19 protein-coding genes are annotated in these 22,952 nt (G+C 60.9%); 15 read left to right on the top strand and 4 right to left on the bottom strand.

Annotation, left to right across the window (positions count from 1 at the left end; genetic code table 11):
- Positions 1 to 24 precede the first annotated feature (24 nt).
- The 6 genes from asnS to nrdR all read left to right on the top strand — a co-directional run bounded on the left by asnS (position 25) and on the right by nrdR (position 7,337).
- Positions 25 to 1,419, top strand: a complete 1,395-nt coding sequence (asnS, locus tag ACTNAU_RS06870) for an asparagine--tRNA ligase (RefSeq protein ID WP_216401220.1) — start codon at positions 25 to 27, stop codon at positions 1,417 to 1,419.
- A gap of 306 nt (positions 1,420 to 1,725) precedes the next feature.
- A complete protein-coding gene (locus ACTNAU_RS06865) occupies positions 1,726 to 3,024 on the top strand; it encodes an aminotransferase class I/II-fold pyridoxal phosphate-dependent enzyme (protein WP_441097956.1) in 1,299 nt (432 codons plus the stop codon).
- A 660-nt stretch (positions 3,025 to 3,684) separates the two neighbouring features.
- The gene (gene secD / locus ACTNAU_RS06860; RefSeq protein WP_185915189.1) at positions 3,685 to 5,100 is read left to right on the top strand and encodes a protein translocase subunit SecD; all 1,416 of its coding nucleotides are present in this window, start codon (positions 3,685 to 3,687) and stop codon (positions 5,098 to 5,100) included.
- Entirely contained in the window at positions 5,090 to 6,061 is a 972-nt protein-coding gene (secF, locus tag ACTNAU_RS06855) for a protein translocase subunit SecF (protein ID WP_216401221.1), read from the top strand. The genes secD and secF overlap by 11 nt, the downstream gene beginning before the upstream one ends.
- 531 nt (positions 6,062 to 6,592) lie before the next feature.
- Complete coding sequence (locus ACTNAU_RS06850) at positions 6,593 to 6,847, top strand: DUF6514 family protein (RefSeq protein ID WP_216401222.1); 255 nt, start codon at positions 6,593 to 6,595, stop codon at positions 6,845 to 6,847.
- Positions 6,848 to 6,875: 28 nt separating this feature from the next.
- Positions 6,876 to 7,337, top strand: a complete 462-nt coding sequence (gene nrdR / locus ACTNAU_RS06845; protein ID WP_021659088.1) for a transcriptional regulator NrdR — start codon at positions 6,876 to 6,878, stop codon at positions 7,335 to 7,337.
- A 111-nt stretch (positions 7,338 to 7,448) separates the two neighbouring features.
- Here nrdR and ACTNAU_RS06840 read toward each other — a convergent pair whose 3' ends face one another.
- Both ACTNAU_RS06840 and ACTNAU_RS06835 read right to left on the bottom strand, forming a co-directional pair.
- Complete coding sequence (locus ACTNAU_RS06840) at positions 7,449 to 7,826, bottom strand: DUF4363 family protein (protein WP_216401223.1); 378 nt, start codon at positions 7,824 to 7,826, stop codon at positions 7,449 to 7,451.
- A gap of 63 nt (positions 7,827 to 7,889) precedes the next feature.
- Positions 7,890 to 8,564 carry a DUF421 domain-containing protein gene (locus ACTNAU_RS06835; protein ID WP_185915185.1) on the bottom strand — a complete coding sequence of 225 codons (675 nt, stop codon included), beginning with the start codon at positions 8,562 to 8,564 and terminating at the stop codon, positions 7,890 to 7,892.
- Between the two features lie 87 nt (positions 8,565 to 8,651).
- Here ACTNAU_RS06835 and ACTNAU_RS06830 point away from each other — a divergent pair, with 87 nt between their 5' ends.
- Genes ACTNAU_RS06830 through ACTNAU_RS06820 form a run of 3 tightly spaced genes read left to right on the top strand, consistent with a single transcriptional unit; the run spans position 8,652 to position 12,073 of the window.
- Complete coding sequence (locus ACTNAU_RS06830) at positions 8,652 to 10,136, top strand: spore germination protein (protein WP_441097955.1); 1,485 nt, start codon at positions 8,652 to 8,654, stop codon at positions 10,134 to 10,136.
- Positions 10,129 to 11,241: a GerAB/ArcD/ProY family transporter gene (locus ACTNAU_RS06825; protein ID WP_441097954.1), complete on the top strand. Its 1,113-nt coding sequence runs from the start codon at positions 10,129 to 10,131 to the stop codon at positions 11,239 to 11,241. Before ACTNAU_RS06830 ends, ACTNAU_RS06825 begins: the two co-directional genes overlap by 8 nt.
- On the top strand, positions 11,225 to 12,073 hold the full coding sequence (locus tag ACTNAU_RS06820; protein WP_441097953.1) for a hypothetical protein: 849 nt from the start codon (positions 11,225 to 11,227) through the stop codon (positions 12,071 to 12,073). The genes ACTNAU_RS06825 and ACTNAU_RS06820 overlap by 17 nt, the downstream gene beginning before the upstream one ends.
- A gap of 139 nt (positions 12,074 to 12,212) precedes the next feature.
- Here the strand turns inward: ACTNAU_RS06820 and ACTNAU_RS06815 are convergent, their stop codons facing one another.
- Together ACTNAU_RS06815 and ACTNAU_RS06810 are read right to left on the bottom strand one after the other, a co-directional pair.
- Entirely contained in the window at positions 12,213 to 13,592 is a 1,380-nt protein-coding gene (locus ACTNAU_RS06815) for an NAD(P)/FAD-dependent oxidoreductase (protein ID WP_256135646.1), read from the bottom strand.
- A gap of 220 nt (positions 13,593 to 13,812) precedes the next feature.
- Entirely contained in the window at positions 13,813 to 14,973 is a 1,161-nt protein-coding gene (locus ACTNAU_RS06810; RefSeq protein WP_185915180.1) for a glycosyltransferase, read from the bottom strand.
- Between the two features lie 183 nt (positions 14,974 to 15,156).
- On the opposite strand from ACTNAU_RS06810, the gene hprK reads away from it, so the two are divergent.
- From hprK to ACTNAU_RS06780, 6 genes are all read left to right on the top strand, one after another.
- Entirely contained in the window at positions 15,157 to 16,119 is a 963-nt protein-coding gene (hprK, locus tag ACTNAU_RS06805) for an HPr(Ser) kinase/phosphatase (RefSeq protein ID WP_185915179.1), read from the top strand.
- Between the two features lie 63 nt (positions 16,120 to 16,182).
- On the top strand, positions 16,183 to 16,905 hold the full coding sequence (locus tag ACTNAU_RS06800) for a phosphatase (RefSeq protein ID WP_185915178.1): 723 nt from the start codon (positions 16,183 to 16,185) through the stop codon (positions 16,903 to 16,905).
- Between the two features lie 31 nt (positions 16,906 to 16,936).
- Positions 16,937 to 17,842, top strand: a complete 906-nt coding sequence (gene murB, locus ACTNAU_RS06795; RefSeq protein WP_185915177.1) for a UDP-N-acetylmuramate dehydrogenase — start codon at positions 16,937 to 16,939, stop codon at positions 17,840 to 17,842.
- A gap of 79 nt (positions 17,843 to 17,921) precedes the next feature.
- Entirely contained in the window at positions 17,922 to 18,782 is an 861-nt protein-coding gene (gene rapZ / locus ACTNAU_RS06790; RefSeq protein WP_185915327.1) for an RNase adapter RapZ, read from the top strand.
- A 3-nt stretch (positions 18,783 to 18,785) separates the two neighbouring features.
- Complete coding sequence (whiA, locus tag ACTNAU_RS06785) at positions 18,786 to 19,721, top strand: DNA-binding protein WhiA (protein WP_441097952.1); 936 nt, start codon at positions 18,786 to 18,788, stop codon at positions 19,719 to 19,721.
- On the top strand, positions 19,711 to 22,952 hold a 3,242-nt coding region (locus ACTNAU_RS06780), incomplete at its 3' end, for a DNA polymerase III subunit alpha (protein ID WP_441097951.1). The genes whiA and ACTNAU_RS06780, both read left to right, overlap by 11 nt.

Here is a 22,952-nt window from a genome sequence, read left to right as displayed (position 1 = left end):
CTGATTTTTGGAGGCTACTGCACTATGAAGAGATTGGAACTGACACAGCTTTTCCGGGAGGCCGAAGCCTATGGCGGCAAGACGGTGACGGTCTGCGGCTGGGTTCGGACCCTGCGCTCGTCCAAGGCGCTGGGCTTTATCGAGCTCAACGACGGGAGTTGCTTTAAAAATCTCCAAGTGGTTTTTCAGGACGGCCAGGTGGAGAATTTCAAGGAAATCGCCAAGCTGAACGTGGGCACCGCCCTCTCGGTGGAGGGGGAGGTGGTCCTCACCCCCGAGGCCAAGCAGCCGCTGGAGATCCACGCGGCCTCCATCTCGGTGGAGGGCCCCAGCAGCCCGGAATACCCCCTGCAGAAAAAGCGCCACTCCATGGAGTATCTGCGCACCATCGCCCATCTGCGCCCCCGGGCCAACACCTTTAACGCCGCCTTCCGGGTGCGCTCGGTGGCCGCCTTTGCCCTGCACCGCTTCTTCAACGAAAACGGCTTTGTCTACGCCCACACCCCCATCATCACCGGCAGCGACTGCGAGGGGGCGGGGGAGATGTTCCACATCACCACCCTGGACGCGGAGAACCCGCCCCGCACCGAGGACGGCCGGGTGGATTACAGCAAGGACTTCTTCGGCAAAAAGACCAGCCTCACCGTCTCCGGTCAGCTCAACGCCGAGAGCATGGCCCTGGCCTTTGGCAAGGTCTACACCTTTGGTCCCACCTTTCGGGCGGAAAACTCCAACACCCCCCGCCACGCGGCCGAGTTCTGGATGCTGGAGCCGGAGATCGCCTTTGCCGATTTGAACGACAACATGGACCTGGCGGAGGCGATGCTCAAATACGCCATCCGCTATGTGCTGGACAACTGCCCCGACGAGATGGCCTTCTTCAACAACTTCTTTGACAAGGGCCTCATCGAGCGGCTGGAAGGGGTGGCCAGCGCTGACTTTGCCCGCTGCACCTACACCGAGGCCATCGAGCTGCTGGAGAAAAACAAAGACCAGTTCGAGTTCCCGGTCTTCTGGGGCTGCGACCTGCAGACCGAGCACGAGCGCTACCTGACCGAGAAGGTCTTTCAGAAGCCGGTCTTTGTCACCGACTACCCCAAGGAGATCAAGGCCTTCTACATGCGCATCAACGACGACGGCAAGACGGTGGCGGCCTGCGACCTGCTGGTGCCCGGCATCGGCGAGATCATCGGCGGCAGCCAGCGCGAGGAACGGCTGGATGTGCTGACGGCGAGGATGGCCGAACTGGGCCTGGCGGAAGAGGACTACGAGTGGTACCTGGACCTGCGCCGCTTTGGCGGCACCAAACACGCCGGGTACGGCCTGGGCTTTGAGCGGCTGATCATGTACATCACCGGCATCCCCAACATCCGCGACGTGCTGCCCTTCCCCCGGACAACGGGCTCGGCAGAGTTCTAAAAAAGAGAAAAGCGAGCGCCGGACAGGCCCCAAAAGGGCTTGCCCGGTGTCTTTTTTGGGAAAAGACCGGGAGAGAAGGCGCTGGCAGTTGTGAGAAATTTGAAGAAATGTAACTTTTTAACTTGCACTTTTATATAACTGGATAAATGTATGAAAGGGGGTTGCAGCCGATAAAATAAGGGTATATAATAATCGACAAAGATAAAAGTTTGAGAAAGCACCTGCAAATTGCAAGTTTTTCATTTTTGAAATTGCAATACAGGGCAGCTTTTTTCTGTTAGAGAGAGTTTGTGGGAGGCAGGAAAGATGGCAAAGAAATACGGGGAAATGGGGCTGAGAGAGGCGGCGGCAGAGCTGTCCTCCCTCCGGGCGGCATATCGGGAGGCAGCTGCAAAGGGGCTGTCCCTGGACATGTCCCGGGGCAAGCCCTGCAGCGAGCAGTTGGCCCTCTCGATGGAGATGTACGACGTCCTGCGGGGGGAGGGGGACTACTTCAGCGAAGACGGCAGCGACTGCCGCAACTACGGTTTCTTTGACGGCCTGCCCGAGGCCAAGCGCCTCTTCGGCGAACTGCTGGGGGTGGGGGAGGATCAGATCTTCATTGGCGGCAACTCCTCCCTCAACCTGATGTACGACGTGATCGCCAAGTACCTGCTCAAGGGCGCCCTGGGGAGCGAGCGCCCCTGGGGGAAGGAGAAGAAGGTCAAATTCCTCTGCCCGGCGCCGGGGTATGACCGCCATTTCGGCATCTGCGAGGCGCTGGACATCGAGATGATCCCGGTGGCCATGACCCCGCAGGGGCCGGATATGGACCGGCTGGAGGCGCTGGCAGCGGCCGATCCTCTCATCAAAGGGGTCTGGTGTGTGCCCCAGTACCAAAACCCCGAGGGCACCAGCTTCAGCGATGAGACGGTGCGGCGCTTTGCCGCCATGAAGCCCGCCGCCAAGGACTTCACCATCTTCTGGGACAACGCCTACATGGTGCATGACCTCTATCCCGACCGGCGCGACCGGGTGCTGGACATTCTGCGCTGCTGCGAAGAGGCGGGCTGTCCCGACCGGCCCATCGTCTTTGCCTCCACCTCGAAGATCTCCTTCCCCGGCGCCGGGGTGGCGGTGATCGCCGCCTCCAGGGCGAACATGGCCCGCATCAAGGCACTGACGGTCCCCCAGACCATCGGCTTTGACAAGATCAACCAGCTGCGCCACGTCCGCTTCTTCGGCTCCGCCCAGGGGATAGCCGAGCACATGAAGAAACACGCCGACATCCTGCGGCCCAAGTTTGAACTGGTGGAGCAGATGTTGCAGCGGGAGCTGGGCGGCCTGGGGATCGCCCGCTGGACCAAGCCTCTGGGGGGCTATTTCATCAGTTTCTACACCGAGCCCGGCTGTGCCAAACGGGTGGAGCAGCTCTGCCAGGAGGCGGGGGTCAAACTGACCCCAGTGGGCGCCACCTACCCCTACGGCAAGGACCCCGATGACGCCAACATCCGCATCGCCCCCACCTACCCGCCGCTGGAAGAGCTGGAGAGCGCCATCTCCATCCTCTGCCTGGCGACCCGCATCGCCTCGCTGGAAAAGCGGCTGGAGCAAAAGGCCGCATGAAAAGAGAAGAGGGCGGAGAGGTGACCTCACCTCTCCCCAAGGGCAGACGCCGATAAGGCGTCTGCCCTTTTTTGTACAGGGGGCGGCAAAAGAGGGGCCGCAACCGCGCGCCGCATGCTCCCGGCGGACACCGCAAGGATAGGGGGGGGCAGAATGAAGGGGCTCTCTGGTCTCCAGAGCGATGGCCGGTCGTCTCCATTGCGGCCAAAGGGGTCTTTTGGCGGGGATGGACGCTCCATCCGTTCGGCTGTCAAGAGGCCGGTCAAAGAACTGTCGGGGCCGGGATCGCTGCGCTTTTGGCAGCGGAGAGAGGGCCGATGAGGGCCGGCTTTTGCGGGAGGGCCCGGTCGGGACCCACAGGAGAGAAGGGCAAACAGAGACAGCTGCCAACCGCCGCCCGGATCGCCTGCCGGAAGGACAGGGCCGCCTGTTGCCCCAAGGGCGCGGAAAGGGGAGAAGGGGCCCTGCTTCTTTGTCGGAAAAATCGGCTCTTGACTCGGCGCGCCCTCGCCCGAATATTTGACTTTTCCCCTCTTTTTGCCTATAATGAACGGTATGTGTACGGTGCCTTTTGTGAGCGGGGGAGCGCCGGTTGGAGCAGACCGGTTCCGCCGCTTTTCAACTGCACCGCTCAAAATTGCAACTGGAGGAGTTTCACCGGTGAAAAAGAGAGGAAAAATCACATTTTTCGTTGTCTTTGCACTCATCGTGTTGCTGGCTTATACCGCAATTGCGGGCATCAGCACCCGGTATGGCGATGTGGAAAACATCATCATCAAGGGCGTTGACAGCATCCGGTGGGGCATCGACATCCGTGGCGGCGTAGACGTGACCTTTACCCCGCCTGCCGATGTGGAGGCGACTGACGACGAGATGTCCGCCGCCGAGTCGGTCATCAAACAGCGCCTGGTGTCCCAGAATATCACCGACAGCGAGGTCTACACCGACTACCAAAACGACCGCATCATCGTCCGCTTCCCCTGGAAAGAGGGGGAGAGCGACTTCAACCCCGAAAACGCCATCAAGGAGTTGGGGGAGACCGCCGAGCTGACCTTCCGCGAGGGCAACAGCACCGACAGCACCGGCGCCCCGACCGGGACGACGGCCACCAACATCATCCTGACCGGCAGCGACGTCAAGAGCGCCAAGGCCGGCCAGACCAGCGGCCAGAGCGGCAGCAGCGCCCAGTTTGTGGTGCAGCTGGAGCTCAACGACTCGGGCAAGGAGAAGTTCTCAGAGGCCACCGCCAAGCTGGCCCCCAGCAACGGGATCATCTCCATCTGGCTGGACAACCAGATGATCAGCTACCCCAATGTAAAGGACCACATCACCGACGGGATCGCCACCATCTCCGGCAACTTTGACGCCGAGAGCGCCAAGGAGCTGGCCGACAAGATCAACGCCGGCGCCCTGCCCTTTGCCCTGACGGCCGACAACTACAACACCATCAACCCAACCCTGGGGCTGGACGCCAAAGACGCCATGGTGTTGGCCGGCGGGATCGCACTGCTGCTGGTCTGCCTGTACATGATCATCGTCTACCGGCTGCCGGGCGCTGTCGCCTCCATTGCCCTGGTGGGGCAGACAGCCGGCGCCATCGCCGCCATCTCGGGCTACTTTGCCCCCTTCCCCAGCTTTACCCTCACCCTGCCGGGCATCGCGGGCATCGTCCTCGCCATCGGCATGGGGGTGGACGCCAACGTCATCACCGCCGAGCGCATCAAGGAAGAATTGCGCTCCGGCAAATCGGTGAATGCGGCCATCCAGTCCGGTTACAAGCGCGCCTTCTCCGCCATCTTTGACGGCAACATCACCGTCATCATCGTGGCCATCATCCTCATGGGGGCCTTCGGCCCGCCGGCAAGCATGTTTGCCACCCTGCTCAAACCCATCTTCCAGTTCTTCCCCTCGGCCATCACCGGTTCGATCTACTCCTTCGGCTACACCCTGCTGGTGGGTGTGCTCATGAACTTTGTCATGGGCATGGGCGCTTCACGGCTGATGCTCAAGTCCGTCTCCAAGTTCAAGTGCTTTGGCTCCAAATGGCTGTACGGAGGTAAAAAAGATGAAGAGTAACATGAATATCGTCGGCAAGCGAAAAATCTTTTTCACCATCTCTCTGGCCATTGTGGCAGTGACCATTCTGGTCTCGGTGATCTTCGGCGTCAAGCGGGACATCCAGTTCACCGGCGGCGCTATCATCACCTATTCCTATCAGGGTGAGCTGGACAAATCCTCCTTTGAAAGCGAGATGAAAGCGGCGCTGGACGGCCAGCACCTCAACTTGCAGTACTCGCAAAACAGCGCGACCGGCAAACAGAATGTGGTGATCTCCCTGCCCAATTCGGGCACCATCTCCATCGATAAGGTCAGTTCGATCCAGTCGATGCTCGATGAAAAGTTTGCCGCCAACGAGCTGACCCAGGAGTCGATCGACAGCGTCGACCCCACCATGGGGGGCGAATTCTTCCTCAAGTGCATTGCCGCTGTGGTCTTTGCCGCCGTGCTGATGATCCTCTTCATCGCCCTGCGCTTTCGCAAAATCGGCGGCTGGTCGGCGGGCGTTATGGCCGTGGTGGCCCTGCTCCACGACGTGGTCATGGTCTTTGCGGTCTTTACCCTCTGCCGCATCCCCCTCAACGACAACTTCATCGCCGTCGTTTTGACTATCTTGGGCTACTCGATCAACGACACCATCGTCATCTACGACCGCATCCGCGAGAACACCCAGCTGCACCGCTCGATGCCGGTGGCCGAACGGGTCAACCTGAGCATCAACCAGAGCTTTGTGCGCACCATGAACACCACCATCACCACCGTTATGGCCATGAGCGTGGTCTGCATCGTGGCGCTGATTTTCAACGTCACCTCCATCCTGACCTTCGCTTTCCCCATGATCGTGGGCATGATTTCCGGCGTCTACTCCAGCCTCTGCATCAGCGGCCCGTTGTGGGTGGTTTGGCAGGAGCACAAGGCCAAAAAGAAGGCCGAAGCCGCCAAGGCTCCCAAGGCCTCCAAGACCAAAAAGAAGAAGTAAGGGCCCTTCGAGCCTCCGTTCCCTGCGTTTGAAAAATACCGCTGTCCGATGGGACAGCGGTATTTTTTTGACCTGCACAGAGTTGCAATTTATCAAGAAATCCCCTATACTAAAAAGCGCCTGAAAAAAGGGGAGCCCCCTTTTTTGTACCCTTTCAGGCTGGCTCCTAAAGTTCCCCGCACTCGCCGGCGGCGAGCGGAGAGAAAGGACAGACTTCTGGGGATGGCGGCCAATGGGCCCCGCCCCTTGTCACTTGCGGCGAGGGGCGACAGAAAGGCCGGCAGGCGGGGAATGTCCCTTTTCACCCAACAGGAGGGCCCGCCGATTGCACCGCTGCCGGAGGGGCCGCTGCGAGGATTTTCTCTGCTGGGCAGGGAAAATGGCAAATTGTTCAGATGTGAGCCAAATCTGTGAAAACAGTAAATTTATAAGCATTTGCTTAGCAAACGAGAAATTTGTCGAATGTTTTTGGTTGTCTTTTGTTGGAATCCAACGTATAATTTTTCATATTATATGTATGGAGGAATCGAAATGATTGTGAAGACAGCCTACACAGAAGATTTTGAAGAGAGAGTTCGCTACGACCTGATTGGGGAGTACCGAGAGCTGGACGAAGTCTACTACCTTGGCTACGGGTTTGAGGTGACCGCCTGTAAGAGCGGGGAGTCGCGCCGCATTGCCGATTTCACTTCACTGCCCCAGCGGGCTGAGAGCGTCTTTCAGCTGCTGGTGGACTGCCGGGTTGCGCCGTTTCAGCTCCAATATGTTTTGGAGGACCTGCTGTAAAGGCGGGTGCAGAGAGGGAGAGAGCTATATGAAATGTCCGTTTTGTTCCTATACAGAGAGCAAAGTCGTCGATTCCCGCCCCACTGAAGAGGGGGAGAAGATCCGCCGTCGCCGGGAGTGTCTCAGCTGCGGGCGGCGCTTCACCACCTATGAGGTGATTGAAAACCTGCCCCTCATCGTCATCAAAAAGGACAAGTCGAGGGAGCTGTTCGACCGGGACAAACTGCTGGGCGGGCTGATCCGGGCCTGCGAGAAGCGCCCCATCCCCTTGAGCCAGCTGGAGGAGTTGGCGGCCGACATCGAGTCGTCCTTTCTCAACTCCCTGATGGGGGAGGTCACCTCCACCGAAATTGGCGAAAAGGTGATGGAGGAGCTCAAGGCGATCGACGAGGTGGCCTATGTGCGCTTTGCCTCGGTCTACCGGGAGTTCAAGGACATCAACTCCTTTATGGACGAGCTCAAACGGCTGCTGCAAAAGGACGGAAAGTAGCGATTTTCCCACATGCAATAAAGCCTTGCCAGTCAAGGCGACAATGGGGCGCCCGAGAACGAGATTCTCGAGCGCCCCATTGTCGTTTTTGTGTGCTGTGAACACAGGTGACTAGGTCAAAATCTCCCAGGTGATATTGTCGCCCTTGAGGATGTGCTCCAAGTTGGAGCGGACACCGTAGCACTCACCCAGGTAGAGGGAGAGGTCCCCCTTCTCCAAATAGCCCTGCATCTTGTAGATGGACACCCCGATGTCCTCTACGTTTTTGCGGTTGGTGAACAGGTTGATGAGCTGTTTGCTGTCTTCCCAGGACTGCATCAGCTTTTCGTTTTCTTCGGGCAGCTGTTCGCTGCCATCGGTGGCCAGCAAGATGACCTCGTTGAGCCTGCCATTGATGTCGTTGTAGCAGTTGGTGAGAATATGGGTCGAGGTCACGGCCAGGGCCACAGAAAGGGCGAAGATACTCAGTGCGAGGATGACGCGCTTCACAAAACTGCCTCCTTTATGCTGTAAAGTGATATGCCTTTTCAGAAAAAATGGCTGGAAAGGGGCTCAGTTCCCCTCTTTTTTTACAATGCGAATGTTGCGGTAGCTGTCGCAGGTCATGAGAAAGACGTCGGGGATGCGGCAGTGGCTGGCGGCCAGCTTGTCCTCCACGAATTGGCGGGTGATCCCGCAGTCGCGCAGGGCTTGTTCCATCAATTTGCCGTCGCTGATGACCACCAGCTGTGGAGTGGGGTCGGTGCCCGCGATCTGCATGTCCTTATTCTGTACGGTGGAGGCGGAGAAGCGCTGGAGCACGCTGAGCTTGCCGTTGGTCTCGACGATGGCATAGTAGACGTCCTCCAGGGAGAAAATGTCCTTGAGGCGCAGCTCTTCCAGCAGGTCTTCTACAGTCATCCGCAGTTTCTCCAGCTCGTTTTGCACGATCTTCCCCTCCCGCACCACCACGATGGGGGTGCCGGTGACCATCTTGCGGAAGCGGTTGCTCTTGAGGGAGAAAAAGGAGAGGAAGACCTCGTAGCAGATGATCAAAAAGATGGGCAGGATGCCGGCCAAAATGGGGATATCGGTGTTTTCGATGGGGAGGGAGACAATGTTGGAGATGAGGATGGTGGTCACCAGTTCGGAGGGCTGCATCTCGCTGATCTGTCGCTTTCCCATCAGTCGCAGGGCTATGACGACGATGGCGTAAAGTATCGTCGTGCGCACAATCAAAACTAACATAACATCACCTGTCGCTAGTATGGTGTCAGCCGCCTCTATTATGTATGAAGCGGTGGAAAAAAGGCCAGAATAGGCCAGAGAGAGGTGATGGAAATGAGACTGTGCGCCGATTTGACGGAGAACATCGTCGCCCTGCGGGCGCTGGTGCAAAACAGCTCCGACTTTTTGAATAAATCCATCCATCTGGCGGGGCACCGGTGCGAGCTGGTCTTCTGCGAGGGGATGATCGGCATCGGCACCCTGGCGGAGCTGATCATCGAGCCCCTGCGCGAGTACCGGGACGCCTGCATCCAAGAGCCGGAAGAGCTCTTTTTGACCCTGGGGCGGACCGATTTTCTGGCCGCCGACCAGAAGGTGGTCCTCACCAGGGAGGAGGTGTTGCAGTTTGCCATGTCCGGCTTTGCGGTGCTGCTCATCGACGGCTGCGAAAAGGGGCTGGCCTTGGGGGTGCAGGGATTCAACTTTCGCTCCATCTCCGAGCCGGGGAACGAGCAGAACATGCGGGGGAGCAGGGAGGGGTTTGTGGAGGCCGCCCGCATCAACCTGACCATGATCCGCCGGCGGATGAAGAGCCCCCACCTGAAGTTTGAATACATGAACCTGGGCAGCGAGAGTAAGACCGATGTCTTTTTGGTCTACATGACCGACAAGGTCAGCGCCAAGGTGCTGGCGGAAATCAAGGAGCGGCTGGGCACCATCTGCCTGGAGGCCATCCTGGACAGCGGCTATGTGACCCCGTTTTTGGACAAGAAGAACGCCTCCCTCTTCTCCGGGGTGGGGTACACCGAGCGCCCGGACACCCTCTGCGGCAAAATCATGGAGGGCCGGGTGGGGATCCTCATCGACGGCACCCCCTTTGTGCTGGTGGCGCCCTATCTCTTCAGCGAAAACTTTCAGTCGCTGGACGATTACGCCCAGCGACCCTACTACGTGACCTTTATCCGCTGCTTAAAGTTCTTGGCCTTTACAATCAGTTTCCTCCTCCCCGGCGGCTATGTGGCGGTGGTGACCCACCACCCGGAGCTGCTGCACAAGGAGCTGCTGGTCAAGATCATCGAGGCGCAGCAGGGAACGCCTTTCCCGCTGATGGTGGAGGCCCTCATCATCCACATCATCTTTGAAATCATGAGAGAGGCGGGGCTGCGGCTTCCCAAATCGGTGGGGCACGCAGTCAGCATCGTCGGGGCCCTGGTCATCGGCGATGCCGCGGTCTCGGCCGGCCTCATCGGCACCCCCATGGTGCTGATCGTGGCCCTGACGGCTGTCAGCTCCTTTGTGGTGCCCAATCTCTACGAGCCGGTGACCATCCTCAAGTTCGCCTTTATCCTGCTGGGGGGCTTTTGGGGGCTCTACGGCATCGCCCTGGGGCTGTTGGCGCTGCTGCTCAACCTCTGCTCCATCAACACTTTCGGCATCCCCTACACCAGCCCCATCTCCCCCTTTGGCAAGGCGGCGTTTCGCGACGTCTTTGTGCGGGCCAGCTGGCCCACCCTGCAGAAAAGCCGCAGCGGCATCGTGCAGGACCTGCCCGGCTCCTCGGTGCAGAGCGATGGGGGGCACGGCGATGCATAAGGGGATACAGTATATCGGCCGCAAGCAGTTTGTCCTGCTGCTGGTCCTCTCCAACCTCTTCAGCTACCTGACCTACTACCCCCGCGCCTCTGCCGGACAGGTGGAGTTTGGCTCCAGCATCGCCGGATTGGTTTTGGGCAACCTGGCCGTCTGGGGGATCGGCGTCCTCTTTTTCGCGCTGGAGGACGGCACCGGCAAGAACCTCTGTGACTTCATGCTCTTTTACAACCGGCCCCTAGGGCGGCTCTACAACGGGTTGCTGGCGGCTTTTTTGGGGCTGTCCGCCGCCCACTCCATCTGCGGATTCGTCCGCTTTCTCAACCGGGAGATCTTTCCCCAGAGCAGCTATCTGGTCTTTTTGATCCCCTTTCTGGGGGTGCTGATTTTCGGCGTGGTGGTGGGGATCGAGAGCTTTGCCCGCACCGCTTCGGTGATTTTTGTCTGCGCCGCCCTCTCCGTCGCCCTCATCTTCTTCGGCACGGTGGGGAACGTGGCGCCGTCGGCCCTGCGGGCCTATTCGCAGGTGCGGTGGACCGGGCTCTGGGGGACCTTTGTCGCCGTCTTGCAGTCCAATGTGGAGCTCCTGCTCCTCTTCACCCTGGTCAAGCACCTGGCGCAGCGCACCCCCTCGGTCTTTCAGGGCTACTTCTGGCTGGCCACCGGCGGGTCGGTGGGGCTCTCCCTGCTGGTGAAACTGGCCCTGGGGAACTACGCCCAGATGCAGCAGTACCCCTTTTACGCCCTGGCCGTCTCCTCCGACCTGTCGGTGGTTCAGCGGCTGGACTCCTTTTACCTGGTCATCTGGGTGCTCATCTCCTTTGTGCGGGTGACCGCCCTGCTGCTCGCCCTCTGCACCGCCCTACAGGGGGTGCTGCCCGATCGCCGCTACAACAGCGGGGTCTGGACGGCTTTGTCCCTGGTGGCCGCCCTCTCGGCGGCGGTGGGGGCCAGCAGCCGACTGTACGAGTGGCTCACCGCTCTGGTCAAGGGGTGCTTTGCCCCCCTGACCTTGGCGCTGTTGCCCCTGCTCTACGTGTTTTACAAGCGGACAGTGGGCAGAGGGGGAAAGACGAGAGGAGGTGCCCGCGGTGAAGCGGTTCACTAGTGTGGCGACAGCTCTGCTCTGCTGTCTGTTGCTGCTCACCGGCTGTGCCGACGGGCAGCAGATCAGCCGCCGCAAGATCGTCCGCGCCCTGGCGCTGCAGGGGGACGAGCGCGGCTACACGGCGGTCCTCTGCATCCTGCAGCCGGAGGAGAACCAGTACCTCGCCCTGCGGGGGGAGGACCTGGGCGATTTGCAGCGCCAGCTCTCCCAGCGGGAGGTCTTTTTGGACAGCGCCGACCAGGTCTTTGTCTCCGACGAGCTGGTCTATCGGGGCAACCTGCCCCTGCTGCGGCAGTTCTTCATCGAGCAGCTGCGCATCCGCCCGAGCGCCAAAATTTACGCCTACACCGGCGAATACAGCGAGGAGTGGATGGGCCTCACCCGGGAGGAAAACGGCCAGTTCGGCTTTGCCGAGATCCGCGACCTGGCCGACGCGAGGGTCACCCTGCCGATCATTGAAGCGGGGCCGCTGGGCGCGGGCGCAGTGCGGGCCCTCCGCGCGGAGGAGGAGCGCTCCTATCCCCTGGGGGCCCAGGAGTATTTGGGCTATCTCCTCCTCAATCGACGGCTGGACGGCTACAAGAGCGAGTGGGGGCTGATTGCCAGTGCCGCCCCCTATATTCAGCCCGGGGAGGGGAGAGAGGAGAGTGTGGTCACGGTGTCTGTTCGCACTTCTCCGCAGGTGACTGAAAAAGAGCTGACAGAGGCCGTCGCAAGTTATCAAAAGCTCTGTGCGGATCGGCGCTGCAACCCCGTTGACCTGCTGCAAGACGAGGTGTTTCAGGTTTCGGTACAGCAGAAAAATGGGGACTCTTTTCAGGAAGTTTTGTGACCATTGCCAGATTCTGAGAGATTGTTAGCAATCGCTTGCGCAATTGCCGGCGGATCGGGCATTTCATTTTGCTGCGCACGCCAAAAAGCGGCCAGGCCGAATCGCTCGGTCTGGCCGCTTTCGCAAAGGGGAAAGAAGGCTATTTCTTGGTCAGCTTGTCGGCCACGTAAAGGCCGTTGGCCGCCGCCTGGGAGAGGGAACGGGTAAAGCCGGCCCCGTCGCCCAGGGCGTAGATGCCCTTGCAGCCACTGATGGCAAAGTCGTCGGCCGCCGGGCGGGCGGAGTAGTATTTGCATTCAATGCCGTAGAGCAGGGTGTCGTGGTTGGCGGTGCCGGGGGCAATGGCGTCCAGGGCGTGCAGGGTCTCCAGGATGCTGTCGAGCTGGCGCTTGGGCATGCACAGGGAGAGATCGCCGGCCACCGCGTCCAGGGTGGGGCGGGTGGTGGACTGGCGCAGCCGGGCCTCGTCGGTGCGGCGGCCGTTCTCCAAATCGCCCAGGCGCTGTACCAGCACGCTGCCGCCGCTGATGAGGTTGGCCAGCCGGGCCACGTGGCGGGCGTACTCGATGGGTTGGTTGAAGGGCTGGGTGAAGCGGATGGTGGAGAGGAGGGCAAAGTTGGAGTTCTGGCTCTTCTTGGCCTCATCCCGGTAGGCGTGGCCGTTGACGGTGAGCACCCCGTCGGTGTTCTCGGTCACCACCTGGCCCCGCTCGTTAAAGCAGAACATCCTCGTCACGTCGCCGTATTTTTTGGAGCGGTACCAGATTTTGGGCTCGTAGATCTTTTTGGAGAAGTCGTCCCAAATCATGGAGGGCAGCTCGACGCGCACCCCCACGTCCACCTGGTTGTTTTCCAGCGGGATCTGGTTTTGAGCGCACCACTCGGAGAAGAAGCGGCTGCCGGCCCGGCCCACGGCAAAGATGATCTCGTCCGCCTTGAAGGAGGCGGTGCCGCTGCGGTCCTCGGTGAAGATCTCGTGGCTCTCGCGGTTGACGTCAATCACGTTGGTGTCGGTGACGATCTCCACCTTGGAGCTGATCTCCTCGATGAGTTTGCGCATGGTGTCGAAGTTGGCGTCGGTCCCCAGGTGTTTGAGCTGAGCCTGGGCCATGTGCAGGTCGTTTTGCAGGCAGAGCTTTTTCAGGTCGTTGTTGGGCATGAACCGCTCGGTGGTGGCGCCGAAGGAGACCAGGATCTTGTCGGCCTGCTCGATGTAGTCGATGACCGTGCTGGGGGCCAAAAAGTCGGTCAGCCAGCCGCCGTACTCGGTGGAGATGACATACTTGCCATCGGAAAAGGCGCCGGCGCCAGCCATCCCCTCCATGATGGCGCAGGACTCGCACTTGATGCACTTTTGCACCTTTTTGGCGACGATGGGGCAGACCCGCTTGACGATGGCATGGCCCTTTTCCACCAGCACCACCGATTTCTCCGGGGCGTTCTCCGCGATCCGGTAAGCGGCCATGATGCCGCCGATGCCGCCGCCGATAATGGCAATGTCGTAGTGTTGTTTTTTCACCGTGGTACCCTCCGTTTTCTTCTCTGCGCCACAAAAAATGACGCGCCCCCGCTTTGGCTGGGGGATTTGGCGCGCCATTTGAAGTGCAGGCGGCGACCCAGGTCGGGCCGCAGTCATTTCCGTATCGTACACAGGGGCAGGGAGGGGGAAATGTCCACATTTCGAGGACAGCTGTATCCCTTCCGCCCGATGCGATAGTATATCACAAAATTTGCGTTAGTCAAGAGCGCAGGGCCTTGACATAGATCTTTTCGAGATTTTCGCCCAGGGTCTTGGCGCCAGAGTGCTGCACCGACTCCACCACCGACTCCTTGAGGGGCTGTTTGTCCTCCAAATCCCGGTAGGCCAGCAGTTTTTCCGCCAGCTCGTCGGCGCTGTTGTAGATGAAGCCGTTGACCCCCTCCACCACCTGGCCCTTGTTCAGGGGGTCGTGGATGTGAAAGACCGGCAGGCCCACCGCCATCCCCTCCAGCATAGAGATGGAGTTGGTGTCCGAGAGGGAGGCGGTGACGTAGGCGTCGCAGGCCACCAGGTATTCCAGCAGCTGGTCGTGCATCACCTTGCCGATAAACTGCACCTGGGGCGAGAGGCCCAGCGCCGCGGCTTTGGCAATCAACGCTTCCCGCTCCGGCCCGTCGCCGATGACCATCAGCTTGAGGCGGGGTTCCTTTGCCAACTGGGAGGCGGCCCAGAAGTCCAACAGCTGGTCGATGTTTTTCTCCTTCCCGACCCGGCCGACGAAGACGGTGACAAAGTCGTCGGCCGCGTAGCCAAACTGCTCCCGCAGGGCGGCGACCTTCTCCATGTCGGCGTGCTCCAGGTTGAAGGTGTCTAGCTCCACCGGGTTGGGCACCACGTTGACCGGCTTTTTGATGCCGTGGCTGCGCAGATAGCTCTCGACCTTTTTCGAGGGGCCGGTCACCTGGGCGGCGGCCTTGACAAACATCCGCGAGTAGCGGCCGGCCACCTGTTTGGCGGCGGGGATCAGGTGCTTGGGCACCACGTAGTAGAGGTAGTCGTCGTACATGGTGTGCATGGTGTAGACCATGGGGACTTTGCGCCGCTTGGCGTACTGGTAGCCGAAGAGGCCGATGCCAAACTCCTGGTGGACGTGGACGATGTCGGGGGCGAAGTTGTCGATGAGCTTTTCCCGCACCCGGCTCACGGGGGCGGCCAGGCCATAGCCGTAGATCCGCTTGAGCTTTTTACAGGGGCAGTAGAGAACCCCGTCTTTCAGGGTGTGGCGCTTCACCTCCGGGTCGGCGGTCACCACCAGCACCTGGTGGCCCAGCATCTCCAGACCGGTCTTCAGCGAGTGGACGTGGGTGACCACACCGTTGATGTACGGCAGATAGGTCTCGACGAAAAGCGCTACTTTCATAATCCAAAGAACTCCTCTGTATTGGTTTGGCAGGCCCCTGTCTGCAGAGGGAAGGGCCGGCCGGTCTTGCTTGCACCCAGTATACCATAATCGTTTTTTAAAAGAAACGCTTCCGGCTAAATGTCAGTTGAAAGGCGGCCATTTTTCATATATACTTAAGATACATTAAGGGGGACTGCAAATATGGAAGGAAAATTCAGCGTAAGTCTTGCCACCATCGTACACAAATTCGGCCTGGAACCCATCGTGATGCCCAAGGACCCCGCCGAGATCGCCATCACCGTGGGCGACCTGAACCGCCCCGGCCTCTACCTGGCGGGCCATCACGATTTTTTTGATTGCTCCCGCATCCAGCTCATCGGCAATTTAGAGTACTCCTACCTGCTGGACCTCGACGACGAAGCGCGGGACGCAAGTCTCTGCCGCTTCTTCAAGACCCAACCGGTCACCGTCATCTTCACCCGCGGGCTGGAAATTTTCGAGTCCGCCATCCGCTACGCCGAGGAAAACGGCGTCCCCCTGCTGCGCACCAGCGAGCCCACCTCCACCTTCATGTCGGGGCTCAACTCCCTGCTCAACATCGAACTGGCCCCCCGCATCACCCGCCACGGCGTGCTCGTCGAGGTCTACGGCGAGGGCATCTTGCTGTTGGGGGAGAGCGGCGTCGGCAAGAGCGAGACCGCCATCGAGCTGGTCAAGCGGGGCCACCGGCTCATCGCCGACGACGCGGTGGAGCTGCGCAAGACCTCCACCACCACCCTGGTGGGCACTTCGCCCGACAACATCCGCCACTTTGTCGAACTGCGGGGCATCGGCATCGTCAATGTCCGCCGCATCTTCGGCATCGGCTCGGTCAAGATGAGCGAGAAGGTGGACATGATCATCCACCTGGAGCCCTGGGAGGCCGACAAGAACTACGACCGCATCGGTCTGGAAAACACCCACACCGAAATCCTGGGGATCAAGATCCCCTCCCTCACCATCCCGGTGAAGCCCGGGCGGAACCTGGCCATCATCATCGAGGTGGCGGCCATGAACAACCGCCAGAAGAGGATGGGCTACAACGCTGCCCGCCAGCTGCTGACCAACCTGGGAATGATCGAGGACGTGAAAAAGGCCGAGGAGCAGGACGTCGACCTCTTTTAGGGGATGAACGGCCGCCCGGCCACATAGAGTGAATAGTGTAACGCCGAAGGAGATAAAAACAGCATGAGATTGATTGCAGACACCCACACCCACACCATCGCCTCCACCCACGCCTACGGCACCGTCATCGAGATGGCCCGGGGCGCCGCCGAAAAGGGGCTTCCCGTCTTAGGGATGACCGACCACGCCCCCTCCATGCCCGACTCGCCCGACCTCTGGCACTTTGGCAACCTCCACCAGCTCCCCCCGGTCATCGAAGGGGTGCGGGTGCTGCGGGGGTGTGAGCTGAACCTGATGGACTGCACCGGCAAGGTGGACCTGGACGAACACTTTTTGCAGAAGATGGAGTGGGTGGTCTGCTCGATGCACCCCGAGGTCATCGCCCCCGGCAGCGTGGAGGAGAACACCGAGGCGGTGCTCAACTTGCTGAAAAACCCCTATGTGGACGTCTTCGGCCACCCCGGGGCCAACTGCTACCGCTTTGACTACGAGCGGGTGGTGCCCCTCTTCAAGGACAGCGGCAAGTACATCGAATTCAACGCCTCGTCGGTGACCTTCCGCGAGGGGGCGGCCGAAAACATGTTCACCATCGCCAAACTCTGCAAGGAGCACCGGGTGGAGGTCATCGTCAACACCGACGCCCACTCCCCCTTTCGGGTGGGGGAATTTGAAAAGGCCACCGACATCCTCGCGGCCGCCGATTTTCCCGAAGAACTGATCGTCAACGCCGACCTGGGCCGCTTTGAAAAGGCCCTGGCCAACCGGCGCGTCCCGGTCTCCCTGTGACCGGAAATACTGCACTGGCAGGAGGAACGCTTTGAACTACGACCGCTTTATTCAAGAGGCAAAGACCAAGGACTGCGACATCTTGCGCGATGAACCCCTTTCTCGCCACACCACCTTTCGCATCGGGGGGACGGCCGACTGGATGGTCGTCCCCCACACCGCCCAGGCGGCGGGGGAGCTCTACACTCTGTTGGAGAAGGAGGGGTTGCCCTGGTTCCCGCTGGGGCGGGGTTCCAACTTGCTGGTGGGGGACGGGGGCTACCGCGGCGTGGTGCTCAAGAGCGCCAACAAATACGGACACCTCTCCTTTGACGGCGAGGCGGTGGAGGTGGACGCCGGGGTCTCCTTGGCGAGGCTTTGCTACAGCGCCTACCAGCACGGTCTCTCCGGGCTGGAATTTGCCTGGGGGATCCCCGGCAGCGTGGGCGGGGCGGCCTACATGAACGCCGGCGCCTACGACGGCGAGATGAAGGACGTCCTCTCCTCCGTGACCTTCTGGGAGGGGGGAGAGGAAACAACCTTCTCCCGGGAGGAGTGCGGCTTTTCCTACCGCCACAGCTATTTCTCCGACCGGAACTGCCTCATCACCCGGGTCTCCCTCGCCCTGCGGGCGGGGGAGAAGGGGGCCATCAAGGAGAAGATGGACGACCTGCTGGGCCGCCGCTACACCAAGCAGCCCATGGAGCAGCCAAGCGCCGGCAGCACCTTCAAACGCCCCCAGGGCAGCTATGCGTCCAAGCTCATCGACGAGTGCGGGCTGCGGGGCTTTTCGGTGGGCGGGGCCCGGGTGAGCGAGAAGCACTGCGGTTTCGTGGTCAACGCCGACGGCGCCACCTGCGCCGACGTGCTGGGGCTGATTGCCGAGGTACAGCGGATCGTGCGCGAAAAGACCGGCTTCTCCCTGGAGCCGGAAGTGCGCTTTTTAGGGGAGCAGTGAGAGCTGTCTCCCACCGACCAAACAAGACAAACTGCCCGTCCGGGCAGTTGGCGAGGGGGATGTAAAAATGGACGCGAAGATGGAGCTTTTGGTGATCACCGGCCTTTCGGGGGCGGGGAAGAGCCAGGCGGTGCGGGTCATCGAGGACATGGGCTACTACTGCATCGACAACATACCGCCGGCCCTGATCGGCCGCTTCTTTGAGGTCTGTGCACAGACCGACGGCAAGCTGCGCAAGGTGGCGGTGGTGGCCGACGCCCGCTCGGGCGACTTCTTCTACAAGCTGCTGGAAGAGGTGGAGGGCATCAAGGCCACCGGGGTCGACGTGAAGATCCTCTTTTTGGACTGCGCCGACGAGGTGCTGGTGCGCCGCTACAAGGAGACCCGCCGCCGCCACCCCCTGCTGGATGTGGCCGGTTCGCTGGAAAAGGCGGTGGCCGCCGACCGGCTGATCCTCAAGCCGGTAAAGGAGCAGGCCAACTACGTCATCGACACCACCCTCCTCTCCATCACCCAGCTCAAGCAGCGCATCATCGACATCTTTGCCGACAGCGCCTCCTCCTTCTTCCAAATCGACACCCTCTCCTTCGGCTTCAAGTACGGCATTCCGGTGGAGGCCGACTTGGTCTTTGACGTGCGGTTCCTGCCCAACCCCTTTTACATCCCTGAACTCAAGCACCAGACCGGGCTGGATCAGCCGGTCTACGACTACGTGTTCGGGCAGAAGGAGACGGGGCTCTACGTGCAAAAGCTCTTTGACCTGCTGGATTTTTCGGTCCCCTACTACAAAAACGAGGGCAAGAGCCAACTGGTCATCGGCATCGGCTGCACCGGCGGCAAGCACCGCTCGGTGGCCATTGCAGAGACCCTCAACCGCCATTTTGCCGACCAGGGGCTCAAGGCCAAGGTCACCCACCGGGACATCTTAAAGGACAGGTAGGCCATGTCATTTTCCACCTCGGTCAAGACGGAGATCATGAAAAATGTGCCGGAGACCCGCTGCTGTGCGGCGGCCATGCTGTATGGCCTGCTGCTCGGCGGCAGGTCTTTTTCCGCTGCCTCCATCGAGCTGGTATCGGAGAAAAAGGCGGTGGTGCAGTTCGCCAAGGGGCTGACCCGCCGCATCTTCGGCGAGATGATGCGCACCTACAGCATCGAGCGGCAGAATGCCGCCGGGCACAGCCTCTACTCCTTTCGCATCGTGGACCCCGACGACATCCAGCAGATCCTCCTCTTTTACGGCCATGCCGGGCAGGAGGTGAGCCTGCGGATCCAGCGCCAGTGCTTTGTCTGCACCGAGTGCCGCCGCCACTTTTTGGCGGGCGCCTTTTTGAGCATGGGGCGGGTCACCAACCCCCAAAAGGAGTACCACCTGGAACTGACCTCCTCCCGCCGGGGGCTGATGGGGGATCTGGCCGAGGAGTTTCGCCGCATCGGTTGGCAGCCCAAGGTCTCCCGCCGGGGGAACGTCAACCTCCTCTACTTCAAGGACAGCAAGGAGATCGAGGAGGTGCTGGTGGCCGTCGGCGCGCCGATGAAGTCGCTGGAAGTGATGAACGTCAAGATCTACAAGGACATCCGCAACCAGGTCAACCGCCTCACCAACTGCGAGACCGCCAACATCGACAAGACCGCCACCGCCGCGGCCGGGCAGACGGCGGACATCGAATACATACTGGAGAAGAGGGGGGCGGACTTTTTGGGGGAGGACCTGCTGTTGGCCGCCCGGCTGCGGCTGGAAAACCCCGAGGCATCCCTCAACCAGCTGATGGAGGTCTGCCCGCCGGGGATCAGCCGTTCCAGCCTCAACCGGCGGCTGGCAAAAATTCGGGAGCTGGCAAAAAAATTGCGAGAGGAGGAAGGAAGCAATGGCCAATGACAACGGCTTTGTCCACCTGCACCTGCACACCGAGTACAGCCTGCTCGACGGGGCCTGCCGCATCAACCAGTTGATGGACAAGGTCCTCTCCCTGGGGCAGGACGCGGTGGCCATCACCGACCACGGGGTGATGTACGGGGTCATCGACTTCTATAAGGCCGCCAAGGCCAAAGGGGTCAAGCCCATCATCGGCTGCGAGGTCTATGTGGCCAGCCGCGCCCGCACCGACAAGGTGCACGGGCTCGACTCGCAAAACCACCACCTGGTCCTCCTCTGCGAAAATTACACCGGCTACCAAAACCTCATCTACATGGTCAGCCAGGCCTTTATCGACGGCTTCTACAAAAAGCCCCGCATCGACCACCAGCTGCTGCAGGAGCACAGCGAGGGGCTCATCGCCCTCTCGGCCTGCATTGCTGGAGAGGTGCCCAGCCTGCTCTTGCAGGGGGACGACAAGGGGGCGGAGGAGACCGCCCGCTTCTACCGCGACCTCTTTGGCAAGGACCGCTACTACATCGAGCTGCAAAACCACGGCCTGGATCTGCAGGCGGAGGTCAACCCCAAGCTGGTGGCCCTGGCCAAAAAGTTGGATATCGGATTGGTCTGCACCAACGACTGCCACTACCTGAGCCGGGAGGACAGCAAGATGCAGCACCTGCTCACCTGCATCCAGCTGGGAAAGACGGTGGACGAGGACACCGGCATCGAGTTCTCCACCGAGGAGTTCTACGTCAAGGGCAGGGAGGAGATGGAGGCCCTTTTCGGCCACCTGCCCGAGGCCATTGCCAACACCCGCAAAATTGCCGACATGTGCCAGCTGGACTTTGAGTTCGGGGTCACCAAGCTGCCCTACTTCACCTCGCCCACCGGGGACAACCAGTCCTACTTCGAGGATCTCTGCTGGCAGGGGCTCTGGAACCACTACGGGAAGGACTGCCCGCAGGAGATCCAGGACCGGCTCTCCTACGAGCTGGGGGTCATCACCCAGATGGGGTATGTGGACTACTTCCTCATCGTGCAGGACTTTGTCAACTACGCCAAGAGCCACGACATCCCAGTGGGGCCGGGGCGCGGATCGGGCGCGGGTAGCCTGGCGGCCTACTGCATCGGCATCACCGGGATCGACCCCATCGAGTACAACCTGATTTTCGAGCGGTTTTTAAACCCGGAGCGGGTCTCGATGCCCGATTTCGACATCGACTTCTGCTATGAAAAGCGGCAGCTGGTCATCGACTACGTCATTGAAAAGTACGGCGCCGACCACGTGGCCCAGATCATCACCTTCGGCACCATGGCGGCCCGGGCCGCCGTGCGGGACGTGGGGCGGGCCCTGGGCATCGCCTACTCCACCTGCGACCAGATCGCCAAGCTCATCCCCATGCAGCTGCACATCACCATCGCCGAGGCGCTGAAGATCTCCTCCGACCTCAAGCAGCTCTACGACAGCGACCAGACCGCCCACGAAGTGCTGGAGATGGCCATGAAGCTGGAGGGGATGCCCCGCCACGCCTCCACCCACGCCGCCGGGGTGGTCATCAGCCGGCTGCCGGTCTACGAGTACGTGCCGTTGCAGAGCACCGACGGGCAGATCGTCACCCAGTTCACCATGACCACCCTGGAGGAACTGGGCCTCCTGAAGATGGACTTTCTCGGCCTGCGCACCCTGACGGTCATTAGCGACGCCGAGCGGATGGTTCGCCGCCGGGAGCCCGGTTTTGACATCGGGGCCATCGACAAGCAGGACCGGGCCACCTTTGAGATGCTGGCTTCGGGCGACGCCCGGGGGGTGTTCCAGTTTGAATCGGAGGGGATGAAGCGGGTGCTCACCGACCTGGGCCCCACCCGCATCGAGGACTTGATCGCCGTCATCTCCCTCTACCGCCCGGGGCCGATGGACTCGATCCCCCGCTATTTAAAGGCCAGCAAAAACGCCGCCTTCATCACCTACAAGCACCCCTGGCTGGAGGAGATCCTCGACGTGACCTACGGCTGCATCGTCTACCAGGAACAGGTGATGCAGATCTGCCGCAAGCTGGCGGGATTCACCTACGGCCAGGCCGACATGGTGCGCCGGGCCATGAGCAAGAAGAAGGCCGACGTGATGCAGAGGGAGCGCCAGCGCTTCCTCTACGGCGACGAGGACCCTGACAGCCAGTGCGTGGGCTGCATCAAAAACGGCATCGACGAGAAGACGGCCAACGACATCTTCGACGAGATGTCCTCCTTCGCCTCCTACGCCTTCAACAAGTCCCACGCGGCGGCCTACGCCTATGTGGCATACCAGACGGCCTACTTAAAATGCCACTACCCCAAGGAGTTCATGGCCGCCCTCCTCACCAGCGTGCTGGGCAACACCGACAAGGTGGCCGAGTACATTGCCGAGTGCGACCAGATGAAGATCCCGGTGCTGCCGCCCTACATCAACGAGAGCTACCAGCGCTTCACCGTGTCGGGGGACGCCATCCAGTACAGCCTCCTGGGCATCAAGGGGTTGGGGGAGGGGGTCATCGCAGAGATCGTGGCGGAGCGGGAGAAGGGCGGGCCCTTCACCTCCCTCTACAATTTTGTCGACCGGATGAAGAAGATCTTGACCCGGCAGCTGAACAAAAAGGCCATTGAAAACATGGTGCGCTGCGGCTGTCTGGACAAGCTCAACCCCAACCGCCGCGCCCAGGTGGAGGCCATCGACGGCCTCTTCGACTACATCGAGGAGCGGGACCGGCGCAACGTGGAGGGCCAGCTCAACCTCTTCGGCGGCGGGGAGGAGGGGGAGGAGGAGCCCTTCACCCTCCCCGCGGTGGAGGACTACCCCCTGCGGGAAAAGCTGCAGATGGAAAAGGAGATCATCGGCTGTTACATGTCCGCCCACCCCCTGGACGAGTACCGGGAGGTCATCGAGCGGGGCAAGTTCCCGCAGATCGCCTCCATGCTCCAACTGGACGACAGCAAGGACGGCCTCAACGTCCGCTTCTTGGTGGTGGTCACCGCCGCCCGCACCAAAATCACCAAGAGCCAGACCACCATGATGTTTGCCGACGTGGAGGACCGCACCGGCACCATGGAGATGCTGGTCTTTCCCTCCACCCTCCAGCAGTACAGGCCCCTGCTGCGGGAAAACGCCATTGTCGTCATCGGCGGGCACCTCTCCATCCGCGAGGAGGAGGCGCCCAAGCTCATCTGCGAGTACGTGCAGTCCCCCGCCGAGGCCGGATCCCCGCCGCCCCCCAGAGG

Source organism: Bittarella sp. HCP28S3_D9, from assembly GCF_052065655.1.
GTDB lineage: Bacteria > Bacillota > Clostridia > Oscillospirales > Ruminococcaceae > Bittarella > Bittarella massiliensis.
Note: the sequence above shows the minus strand (reverse complement) of the source record. Positions and strands in the feature narration are given on the sequence as shown.